The sequence below is a fragment of the Elstera sp. genome (assembly GCF_044372965.1).
Lineage (GTDB): Bacteria > Pseudomonadota > Alphaproteobacteria > Elsterales > Elsteraceae > Elstera.
In genome coordinates, this window is sequence record NZ_JBILQX010000136.1 from 1 (window position 1) to 9,746 (window position 9,746).

A 9,746-nucleotide genomic window follows, 5' to 3' on the forward strand; every position below is an offset into this window, starting at 1 on the left:
GCAAGGCGACGGCACGCACCGGGTTTCCCTCGATCAAGTCATCGAAACCATGCGCCAAACCGGCCACGATATGATGAGCAAATACAAGGAAACCGCCCAAGGCGGCCTCGCGGTGAATGTGGTGGCCTGTTAGCCAGCATCGGTAAAGGAGGGGCTTTGCCCCTCGCCCCACTCAAGGGGCCGCGGCCCCTTGAGAATCCGCGTTTTGGGATTTCACCAAAAGAATAAAATAAACAGGTTTTATTATGGGAATGCCAAGGGGTAAGCCCCTTGGCTAAGGGGTGTCCGCGCGCGTTTGACGCGCAGAGCGCATCGGGGCAACGCCCCTGACAGGCCTTAGATAACGCTTTCTTCCTCCGCCAAATCTGCCGCCTGACGGTCGCGGCCCAGGAGCCGTCCGAGGGCATGGAAGCCTTTTTCCACATCGGCGCGGCAGCGGGGCGTTCCGAGGGCCAGACGAATCCCGTCGCTGACCGTGCGACCGACACAAAAGGCGGAGGTTGGCGAGAGAATCACCCCTTCGCGGCGGGCGGCGGGAATCAACACATCGTCGCGCCAGCCTTCGGGCAGATTAAGCCACATATGATAGGCGTTGGGATGGCAGGCACGCGGGCTGAGGCCGTAATCTGCCAGCGCCCGGCGGGCGATGGCTTGGCGGGCCGCGCCTTCGCTGCGTTTTTCGGCAACCAGCCGTTGCGCCGTGCCATCGTTTACCCAGCGCTTGACGATTTCGGCCATCAGCGGCGGGGCCATCCACACGGTCGTGCGCACGCCGGTGGCAATCCGCGCCGCAGCCTCCGTTGGGGCAACCAGCGCGCCGATGCGCAGGCCCGCGGCGAGGCTTTTAGAGGTTGAGTTGAGATAATAGACCTGATCGGGCGCGTAGCTGCGCATCGGCAAGGGCGCTTCCGGGACGAGGAAGCCGTACACATCGTCTTCGAGCACGGCAACGCGATGGCGTTGCGCCAGCGCCGCGATTTCGGCCCGGCGCTGGGCGCTCCAGATAATCGCCGTGGGGTTTTGCAGGGTCGGCATGCAGTAGAGCGCTTTCACCAGCCCTTCGCGGCAGGCGGCGTCGAAGGCGTCGGGGAGAATGCCCTCTTCGTCCGAGGGCAGGCCCTTGATGCGTAAATGCATGAGCCGCGCCGCCGACTTCAACCCGCCATAAGTGAGGGCGTCGCAAGCAATCGTATCACCCGGCGCTGCCACCGCCGAGAGCGCCATCAGCAGCGCGTGCTGCGCGCCGGAGGTGAGAAACACGGTTTCCGGTTCGGGCTCAAAGCCGGGGCGGGCAATGAAGCGCGCCATCGCGGCGCGATGATCGGCCATTCCGAGGTGCGGTTGATAGGCGAGGAACGGCTCGACCCCGCCTTGCAAGCCAATCTCGGCCAAAGTTTCGCGCAGGGCTTCCGCCTCGCCACCCGAATTATTCGCAGAAACATTGATCGCGAGATCGATCAGAGTGTCACTATTGCCCAAGGCCTGCGGCGGAACCGCTTCCAGGCGCGGGCGCACGAAGGTTCCCCGCCCCACCTCTCCACCGATCAACCCGCGTTTTTCCGCCTCCGAATAGGCGCGCGTTACCGTCCCCACGGTGACTTTCAAGCGATAGGCCAGATCGCGGTGCGTCGGCAGCCGCGTACCGCTGGGCAGCCGATTTTGCTCGATATCCGCCGCCAGCGCATCGGCAATCGCCTTATAGCGCGGTCCGCGAAAGCGGCTGAGGTCGGGCACCCAAGCATCCTCCGACCGGGCTGAAACCAACGGGCCTGCACTGCGGGGGGCGGGATCGAGCAAAGCGGTCATAGCAGTCTCCTTATGGCCCAAGCTTAGCCGCCGGAGGGGGCCGTGTCGAGGGTCATTGTCACCATCTAAACAAAACAATAATCAAAATTGTTACCATATTTTACCAAACAATTTTGTCCTCAGGACAATTTATCCCTCGACAGCCCCCCAAAAACGGGTCGAGATAGAGACACTTGCCGCTAATTGTATCTGTAAGGAGACAGACAATGGCCACGAAAATGGTTTATATTTCCCCCGCCGATGCCGCTTGCTGCGCCAAAGACACCCGCGCCTCGGCCCCCGCGACCGTTTTCGGCAAAGCCCTGCGTCTACTCGCCTTGCCGATCTTAGCCCTTGCGCGCTTCAACCGTAGGGCCCGCTTGCGCCCTCAGCCGCACGAGGTTCCCGATCATCTGCGCCACGATCTTGGTTTAGAGGACATAAGGGGACAAAGCCCCTTGCGGGAGACCCACAATGTCCGCTTTCCTGACTGGAGCTAATCCGGACCGGGCTGGGCAAGCGCTGTGGCCGATGTGGTCGCAGCGCTGGCTCGCCCCCACCCGCCGCCCGCCTTTACCGCAGGAAACCGCCCCGATGAGTGAGACAATCGCCCCGATATTCCCGGCAACGGAAGATTTGTTCCGCAGCGACGCCTATCGCACCGAGGGCGACGCCCAGGTTCTTGCCATCACGGCAACGGAAACGGGGGCTGAAATCCTGTTGGATCGCACGCTGTTCTACCCGAATGGCGGCGGCCAACCGGGCGATACCGGCGTGATTGTCTCCCCTGCGGGCGATGAAATTCGCATTCTCGACACGCGCAAAGGGGCCGCGCCGGGGACGATTGTTCACCTGACCGCGCCGCTTCCGGCGCTTGTGGCGGGGGACACAGTGCAGATGCGGCTCGATTGGCCGCGCCGTCATCGGCTGATGCGCATGCACACCTGCCTGCATCTTCTCTCCTCGGTCATTCCGGCGGGGGTGACGGGCGGGCAAGTGAACGAGGATAAGGGCCGCTTGGATTTCGATATCGGTGAGTTGGTGCTGGACCGCGACGCGATTGAAGCCCAGCTCAACGCCCTGATCGCGGGCGATCATCCGGTCGGGCAGCGCTGGATTTCCGATGCGGAGCTAGACGCCAACCCCGGCCTCGTTAAAACCATGTCGGTGCAGCCGCCGCGCGGCGCGGGGCAGGTGCGCCTGATCGATATTCCCGGCGTCGATCTACAACCCTGCGGCGGCACCCATGTGGCGCGCACCGGCGAAATCGGCCCGGTTCGGATCGAGAAAATCGAAAACAAAGGCAAACGGAACCGGCGTGTGGTTCTGGCCTTCCTTGAAGCGTGAGGATGGAATGAGTTTGGATCTTTCGCCGGTCACGCTGACCGGGCGGCGCGTTAAACTAGCTCCCCTAACCGCCGCGCACGGCCCCGGCTTGCAAGAGGCCATCGGCACCGCGCCCGTGTTCCGCTACTTCGGCGGCCTGCCCGCGCAGGATTCCGCCGCTGTCCCTGAGTTTTTGAAAGTCGCCGAAGGTATGGTCGCGGCCAAAACCGCCATTCCCTTCTGCACGCTCGACGCGGAAACGGGCCAGCCCATCGGCTCCACCCGGTTTGGCAATATCGATGCGGCCCATAAGCGCGTCGAAATCGGCTGGACCTTCATCGTCCCCGACCGCCAGCGCAGCGGGGCCAACCGCGAAGCCAAATATTTGATGCTGCGCCATGCCTTCGAAACGCTGGGCTGTATTCGCGTCGAACTCAAAACCCATCACCTCAATCAGCAGTCGCGCACGGCCATTGCCGCCCTGGGCGGGGTTCAAGAGGGGATTTTGCGCAATCACATGATTATGAGCGACGGCAGCCTGCGCCATTCGGTCGTGTTTTCCATCCTGCCCGACGAATGGCCCGCTGTGAAAGCGCGCCTTGAAAGCCAGCTCTACCCCGATGGAGAGATTCCTGCATGACCCGCGCCTTACCCCTCTATCAGGTCGATGCTTTCACCGCCGAACGGTTTCGCGGCAACCCCGCCGCCGTGATGCCGCTGACCGAGGCGCTGCCGGACGCGCTGATGCAGGCCATCGCTGCCGAAAACAATCTGTCGGAAACCGCTTTCCTCCAGCGCCGCCCTGGCGCTTCGGTCGAGTATGACATTCGCTGGTTCACGCCCGCGCTGGAAGTGCAACTCTGCGGTCACGCCACGCTGGCCAGCGCCGCCGTGGTGTTCGAAAAGCTGGAGCCGCAGGCGACGCGCGTCACCTTTCACAGTCTGAGCGGCCCGCTTTACGTGGAGAAAACCACGCTGCCTACCGGGGCTCAGGGCTATGCGCTCGATTTTCCGCGCGATGTCCCGGAGACGGTCGAGGATGCGGCCTTGCTGGCCCAGGTCTCGGACGCCTTCGGGGGCCTAGAGGTGCTCGACCTCCTGTGCAGCCCCACCGCCGCCTATCGTCTCGTGGCGCTGGTGAAAGATGCCGCAACGGTGGCAACTGCAAAGCCCGATCTGATGAAAATTGCCGCTATCAATCACCGCTCGGTGTCCTTAACCGCAGCGGTAGATACCGATGAAGTCTCGCTGACGGCAGCGGGCAACGGCGATCATACGGATGTGGATTTTGTCAGCCGGATGTTTGCCCCCAAGGCGGGGATTCCAGAAGATCCCGTGACGGGCTCGCTCCACTGTATCCTCACGCCCTATTGGGCCGCCCGCCTGGGCAAGACGAAACTCTACGCCCGCCAACTCAGCGCCCGGCGCGGCGATCTGTGGGTGGAAGATACGGGCACACGCACGATCCTCGCCGGGCAAACGGTCTTCGTGTTGGAAGGGGCGATGCTCGTTTAGGCAGAACCCTCCGCGATAAAATCCCCGAGTGCCTGCGTCACCGCCTCGGGCGCTTCTAAGGTCATAAGATGGGCGGCGTTACGGATCGTTAGGAACCGCGCCCCCGGAATTTTCCCCGCCATCCGCTCAACCCCCTGGGGCGGCGCTTGCCGGTCGTGTTCGCCCGCAAGGCAGAGCACCGGCATCGTGAGCCCCGCCAAAGCCGCGCGCCGGTCGAAGGTGACGAGGCAGGCAAGCGCGGCGCGGTAGGCGGCTTCGTCAATCCGCGCCATCGCTTCCACACACGCGGCGATCAGGTCGGGCGCGGTCGTCGGCAAACAAAGATCGGCGACCAGGGCCGGGGCTAGGTCGGCTAAGCGCTGCCCGGCATCCAGCGGCCCGAGGCGCTCGGCCAGAAAAGTGCGCTGAAAGCTGCCATCGGCGCTCCCGAACATCGCCGAACTGCCGATGAGCGTGAGCGAGCGGCAGCGCGTAGGCGCGGTCGCCGCCAGTTCCAGCGCCAGCATGCCGCCCATCGAATGACCGACCAGATGCGCCGTGGCGATCTTCTGCGTATCGAGAAACTCGGTGAGGGCCGCAGCCAAACCGGCAAAGCTCATCGGCTGCCCATCCCAGGGCGCGCCGCCGTGGCCGGGCATCTCCCAGGCATGGCAGGGAATGCCTTGGGCGTGGAGCGCCTCGATCTGCGGCGTCCAGCAGTACCGATCCAAGCCAAGGCCGTGCAGAAACACCACAGGCGTCGCTGAGTTCATGAAACCCTCCCTAAGCTCTTATTTTTCTTAACTGATCGGCGGTGGGCAGCGATTTTCCGACAGAACCCGCCCCGCAAGATAGAGCGAACCGCAGATGAGCACGCGTGCGCCCATCGCCCGGTCGGCAAAATCGCGCAAAGCTTCCGACACCGAATCGACCGAGGCCGCATCGGAAAAACCCACGTTCTGCGCGATTGCCGCCAACCGATCCGCCGGAACCGAATTGGCTTCCTCGGGAATGGTGACGGTGCGGATAACCTGCGCATGGGGCTGCAACGGTGCCAGAAACCCGCGCGGGTCTTTCGAATCGATCATGCCGACGACGAGGAACAGGGGCCGGTCGCGCCAGGCTTGCAAAGTGACGGCCAAAGCCTCGCCCGCGCCGGGGTTATGGCCCCCATCGAGCCACAGCTCGCAGGTGTCGGGCAGCAGATCGACCAACGGTCCATTGATCAACCGCTGCATGCGGGCGGGATGCTCCACCCGGCGCACGCCGTCGGCCAAGGAAACCGTGGTGATCTTCTGGAAGCGTTTGCGCAGTTGCAGGGCACAGGCCACCGCCGCCCCGGCGTTTTCGATTTGATGCGCGCCGAACAGAGCGGGTTTGGGCAGCAGCAGGGTGCCGATATCATCCTGATAGCGCAGCCCTTCCGGGCAGCTTCCCGCCGTCCAGTTCCGGCCAAAGGCCAGCACCTGCGCGCCAACCGACGCCGCGCGCAAATCGATCACCGATAAGGCTTCGGGCGGCTGCGGCCCGGCAATGACCGTGACGCCCTCTTTAATAATCCCCGCTTTTTCCCCGGCAATCGCTTCGATCGTATCGCCGAGGTAATATTGATGATCGAGCGAAATCGGCGTGATAGCCGCCAGCAGCGGCGGCGGAATGACGTTCGTCGCATCGAGCCGCCCGCCAAGGCCAACTTCGAGCAGCAGCACATCGGCAGGATATTGAGAGAAAGCGACAAAGGCCGCCGCCGTCGTAATCTCGAAAAAGGTGATCGGCGCGCCGTCGTTGGTGGTCTCGATATGCTCCAGAACCGCAGCGAGCGCGTCGTCGGAAATATTATTCCCACCGAGATTGATGCGCTCGTTAAACCGCACGAGATGCGGGGAAATATAGGTGTGCGGCTTGTAACCAGAGGCCTGAAAGATCGACTTCAGATAGGCAACCAGCGAGCCCTTGCCATTGGTGCCCGCCACATGCACCACCGGCGGCAGGCGCTGTTCTGGGTTGCCAAGCTTATCCAGCAAAGCCTGCAAGCGCCCCAATGAAAGATCGATCACCTTCGGGTGGAGCGATTGCAGGCGTTTCAGTACGTCCTGGCAGCGGGTGGTGGGGCCGGTCATCGGGGGGTATCCGCGTTAGGCTGCGGGCGCGGAGGATTCGAGCGCGGGCAGCGGCGACGTGCGCATCAGCAAGCGCAGAATCTTGGCGAGCGTCCCGCGCAACTCGGACCGGGGAACCACCGCATCCAGCATGCCATGCTCCAGCAGATATTCGGCGCGCTGAAAACCTTCCGGCAGTTTTTCGCGCACGGTGCTTTCAATTACGCGCGCGCCCGCGAAGGCGATATAGGCCCCCGGCTCGGCAATCTGCACATCGCCCAGCATAGCGAAGGAGGCCGACACGCCGCCCGTGGTGGGATCGGTCAGCAGCACGATATAGGGCAGCCCCGCTTCCTTCACCATTTGCACGGCAATCGTCGTGCGCGGCATTTGCATGAGCGACAGAATGCCCTCCTGCATGCGCGCCCCGCCGGAGGAGGTGACGGCGATGAACGCGGCTTTGCGCTCCACCGCTTCCCGCGCTGCGGCCACGAACCCGTCGCCGACACCGATGCCCATCGAGCCGCCCATGAAGCTGAAATCGAGCACCGAAACCACCGCCGGAACGCCGCCAATGGTGCCCGCCGCCGAGGCAATCGCATCGGGCTCGGTGGTTTTTGCGTGGGAGCGCTTCAGACGGTCCGTATAGCGTTCCTTATCGCGGAACTTGAGGGGGTCGACGATGGGTTTGGGCATATCGAGCTTGGTGAAACCTTCGTCCAGCATCAGCGACAGGCGCTTTGCCGTATCAATGCGCATATGATTGCCGCATTGGGCGCAAACATGCAGCGAGGCTTCCAGCTCCCGATGGAAGATCATCGTGCCGCACTTGTCGCACTTGACCCAAAGATTATCGGGAATCTCAGCGCCCCGGCTGACCAGCGCGCGGATTTTCGGACGGACGAAGTTGGTCAGCCAATTCATAACGCTTTAGCTCCTGTTTTTCGGCCCATCAGGCCGATGCCATCATGTCTTCGCGCACGCGGCGCGCGGCATCTGCCGGGTCGCGCGCTTCGGTAATTGGCCGTCCCACGACCAAAAGGCTCCCACCAAGCCGAACGGCTTCCCCCGGCGTCACGATCCGCTTCTGGTCGCCCGCGTCGGCCCAGGTCGGGCGAATGCCGGGTACGACCAGCAGCGGGGCGGGGCCGAGTTTTGCGCGCAGCAAGGCCGCTTCCTTCGCCGAGGAGACGACCCCGGCCAGCCCGCTTTGCACGGAAAGCTGCGCGAGGCGCACCACTTGATCCGGCAGCGGGCCGGTTTGGCCGGTTTGCTGTAAATCCTCATCGGCCAGACTGGTGAGAACCGTCACGCCAACGATGCGCGGCACGGGCACCCCCGCCTTGGCCGCCGCGTCCTGCGCAGCCTCGGCCGCCGCGCGCAGCATCGCCGCACCGCCGCTGGCATGGACCGTCAGCACCGAAATCCCCAAGCCCGCCACCGCGCGCACCGCGCCCGCGACCGTATTGGGAATATCATGCAGCTTGAGATCGAGAAAAATTGGTAGGCCGAGCGCCTGAATCGCCCGCACCCCGGCAGGACCGTGGGCGAGAAAAAACTCTAACCCCAGCTTCACCCCATCCACATGCGCCGCGATTTGGCTCGCCCACAGCCGGGCTTGCGCGAGTTCGACGGTATCGAGGGCGCAGTAAAGCTGCGCGGCTTGCGGGTTTGCGCCGTATACTGGCGCGGGTTTAACGAGGCTCATGGGGCTATCCTTTTAGCAGAGCGCGGCCAGCTTGTCGCGCGCGGCTTGGGCATCGAGGGCGATCTGCCGGGTGAGCGCGTCCAGCCCGTCGAATTTTTGCTCGGGCCGCAGGAAGTGGCGCAGGGCCACCGTCAGCTTCCGGCCATAGAGATCGCCCGCAAAATCAAATAGATGCACTTCCAGCCGTTCGGTAAGCCCCGCCACCGTAGGCCGCCGCCCGAGGTTGGCGACACCGCGATAGGTTTGCCCATCCATCTCAATCGTCACCGCATACACGCCAAAGGCCGGGCGCAGATACTCGCCCAGGGCGATATTGGCGGTGGGAAAGCCAATCGTGCGCCCGCGCTTATCGCCATGCCGCACCCGGCCCGTGAGGGTGAAAGCCCGCCCAAGTAAGGCCGCCGCCGCCTCAACCCGGCCCGCGCGGAGGTGGTCGCGGATCAGGGTCGAGGCGAAGGCCTCGCCCGCCCCATTCCCCTCGGCCCGGCTTTGGGGCGGCAGCGCCGAAACGCTAAAAGCGTCCGCCGCACTCAAGGTTCCGGCATTCCCGGCCCGCCCGCGCCCGAAACAGAAATCATGCCCGACCGCGACGTGACGCACGCCGAGCCCCTCAACCAACACATGCTGAATAAAATCATCCGGCGTTTGCTGGGCGAAAGCCGGGGTAAAGCGCAGGCAGAGGACAGCATCGAGCCCCAGATCGGCCAAAGCTTGGATATTGGTCAGGCCAGGCGTGAGACGGAAGGGGTCGGGGTCCGCGAGGCCCTTCAGCCGGGCGAACAGAGTGCGCGGGTGCGGCTCGAAGGTGAGCGCCAACAGTGGCAGCCCCTCGGCCTCGGCAACGGCGCGCGCCGCATCGATGACGGCGCGATGGCCCAGATGCACCCCATCGAAGTTTCCCACGGCAACCGCGCCCCCCCGGAAACGGGCGGGCAGGCAGGTTAAATCGCGTATCAAACAGGTGCCCTTAGCCGGGGTCCGGGTCATCCGAAATCCTTTTTCGTCGCAAGGGGGCATTTTGCCTCCCCCGCCGCAGTCGATTTGGTCGAACAGCGGCTGTTATAGGCAGGCAAAACCGTTCCGGCAACGGGCAGCGCCGCTCAAGTCGCCCAAAAGATGTATTCGTGGTTGACTTTTATTGACATTCTAGTCGACCCAAGCCCTTAAATAGCGGCTCCCGTTATTCTGCCGCAGGGTTGGTTTGCGGGGCTGCGAGCGATGAAGGAGGATACCCGTGTTCGAGCGCCTGAGCGTGCTGATTATCGAAGACAGCCCCTTTTTCCGAGGGATGCTGGCAGAGATTCTGCGCGCGCTCAAAGTGGGCCGGATCGTGG

The 9,746-nt window shown here is 63.6% G+C and carries 11 protein-coding genes; 5 read left to right on the forward strand and 6 right to left on the reverse strand.

Going from position 1 to position 9,746, the window contains the following annotated elements:
- On the forward strand, window positions 1-133 hold a 133-nt coding region (locus ACIQ36_RS14880; RefSeq protein WP_395830679.1), incomplete at its 5' end, for an L-serine ammonia-lyase, iron-sulfur-dependent, subunit alpha.
- Window positions 134-336: 203 nt separating this feature from the next.
- Here the strand turns inward: ACIQ36_RS14880 and ACIQ36_RS14885 are convergent.
- A complete protein-coding gene (locus ACIQ36_RS14885) occupies window positions 337-1,806 on the reverse strand; it encodes a PLP-dependent aminotransferase family protein (protein WP_395830660.1) in 1,470 nt (489 codons plus the stop codon).
- A gap of 206 nt (window positions 1,807-2,012) precedes the next feature.
- Here ACIQ36_RS14885 and ACIQ36_RS14890 point away from each other — a divergent pair, with 206 nt between their 5' ends.
- From ACIQ36_RS14890 to ACIQ36_RS14905, 4 genes are read left to right on the forward strand one after another with little or no spacing between them, the layout of a single operon-like run.
- The gene (locus ACIQ36_RS14890) at window positions 2,013-2,285 is read left to right on the forward strand and encodes a hypothetical protein (RefSeq protein WP_395830662.1); all 273 of its coding nucleotides are present in this window, start codon (window positions 2,013-2,015) and stop codon (window positions 2,283-2,285) included.
- The gene (locus ACIQ36_RS14895) at window positions 2,260-3,132 is read left to right on the forward strand and encodes an alanyl-tRNA editing protein (RefSeq protein WP_395830663.1); all 873 of its coding nucleotides are present in this window, start codon (window positions 2,260-2,262) and stop codon (window positions 3,130-3,132) included. The genes ACIQ36_RS14890 and ACIQ36_RS14895 overlap by 26 nt, the downstream gene beginning before the upstream one ends.
- Before the next feature lie 7 nt (window positions 3,133-3,139).
- Window positions 3,140-3,751, forward strand: coding sequence for a GNAT family N-acetyltransferase (locus tag ACIQ36_RS14900; protein WP_395830665.1), 612 nt, complete (start codon window positions 3,140-3,142; stop codon window positions 3,749-3,751).
- Entirely contained in the window at window positions 3,748-4,626 is an 879-nt protein-coding gene (locus ACIQ36_RS14905) for a PhzF family phenazine biosynthesis protein (protein ID WP_395830667.1), read from the forward strand. Before ACIQ36_RS14900 ends, ACIQ36_RS14905 begins: the two co-directional genes overlap by 4 nt.
- Here ACIQ36_RS14905 and ACIQ36_RS14910 read toward each other — a convergent pair.
- The 5 genes from ACIQ36_RS14910 to ACIQ36_RS14930 are packed head-to-tail and all read right to left on the reverse strand — an operon-like array spanning window position 4,623 to window position 9,399.
- On the reverse strand, window positions 4,623-5,378 hold the full coding sequence (locus ACIQ36_RS14910) for an alpha/beta fold hydrolase (RefSeq protein WP_395830669.1): 756 nt from the start codon (window positions 5,376-5,378) through the stop codon (window positions 4,623-4,625). The two genes, ACIQ36_RS14905 and ACIQ36_RS14910, sit on opposite strands and share 4 nt — an antisense overlap.
- 27 nt (window positions 5,379-5,405) lie before the next feature.
- The gene (locus ACIQ36_RS14915; protein WP_395830671.1) at window positions 5,406-6,725 is read right to left on the reverse strand and encodes a bifunctional folylpolyglutamate synthase/dihydrofolate synthase; all 1,320 of its coding nucleotides are present in this window, start codon (window positions 6,723-6,725) and stop codon (window positions 5,406-5,408) included.
- A 15-nt stretch (window positions 6,726-6,740) separates the two neighbouring features.
- On the reverse strand, window positions 6,741-7,628 hold the full coding sequence (accD, locus tag ACIQ36_RS14920) for an acetyl-CoA carboxylase, carboxyltransferase subunit beta (RefSeq protein WP_395830673.1): 888 nt from the start codon (window positions 7,626-7,628) through the stop codon (window positions 6,741-6,743).
- Window positions 7,629-7,656: 28 nt separating this feature from the next.
- Window positions 7,657-8,412: an orotidine-5'-phosphate decarboxylase gene (pyrF, locus tag ACIQ36_RS14925; protein ID WP_395830675.1), complete on the reverse strand. Its 756-nt coding sequence runs from the start codon at window positions 8,410-8,412 to the stop codon at window positions 7,657-7,659.
- A 12-nt stretch (window positions 8,413-8,424) separates the two neighbouring features.
- Window positions 8,425-9,399, reverse strand: coding sequence for a bifunctional riboflavin kinase/FAD synthetase (locus ACIQ36_RS14930; RefSeq protein WP_395830677.1), 975 nt, complete (start codon window positions 9,397-9,399; stop codon window positions 8,425-8,427).
- Window positions 9,400-9,746 lie beyond the last annotated feature (347 nt).

What these genes read in the sequence shown, in the direction of transcription:
- ACIQ36_RS14885 (WP_395830660.1), bottom strand. Translation starts at nt 1,806, where the DNA reads ATGACCGCTTTGCTCGATCCCGCCCCCCGCAGTGCAGGCCCGTTGGTT.
- ACIQ36_RS14890 (WP_395830662.1), top strand. Translation starts at nt 2,013, where the DNA reads ATGGCCACGAAAATGGTTTATATTTCCCCCGCCGATGCCGCTTGCTGC.
- ACIQ36_RS14895 (WP_395830663.1), top strand. Translation starts at nt 2,260, where the DNA reads ATGTCCGCTTTCCTGACTGGAGCTAATCCGGACCGGGCTGGGCAAGCG.
- ACIQ36_RS14900 (WP_395830665.1), top strand. Translation starts at nt 3,140, where the DNA reads ATGAGTTTGGATCTTTCGCCGGTCACGCTGACCGGGCGGCGCGTTAAA.
- ACIQ36_RS14905 (WP_395830667.1), top strand. Translation starts at nt 3,748, where the DNA reads ATGACCCGCGCCTTACCCCTCTATCAGGTCGATGCTTTCACCGCCGAA.
- ACIQ36_RS14910 (WP_395830669.1), bottom strand. Translation starts at nt 5,378, where the DNA reads ATGAACTCAGCGACGCCTGTGGTGTTTCTGCACGGCCTTGGCTTGGAT.
- ACIQ36_RS14915 (WP_395830671.1), bottom strand. Translation starts at nt 6,725, where the DNA reads ATGACCGGCCCCACCACCCGCTGCCAGGACGTACTGAAACGCCTGCAA.
- accD (WP_395830673.1), bottom strand. Translation starts at nt 7,628, where the DNA reads ATGAATTGGCTGACCAACTTCGTCCGTCCGAAAATCCGCGCGCTGGTC.
- pyrF (WP_395830675.1), bottom strand. Translation starts at nt 8,412, where the DNA reads ATGAGCCTCGTTAAACCCGCGCCAGTATACGGCGCAAACCCGCAAGCC.
- ACIQ36_RS14930 (WP_395830677.1), bottom strand. Translation starts at nt 9,399, where the DNA reads ATGACCCGGACCCCGGCTAAGGGCACCTGTTTGATACGCGATTTAACC.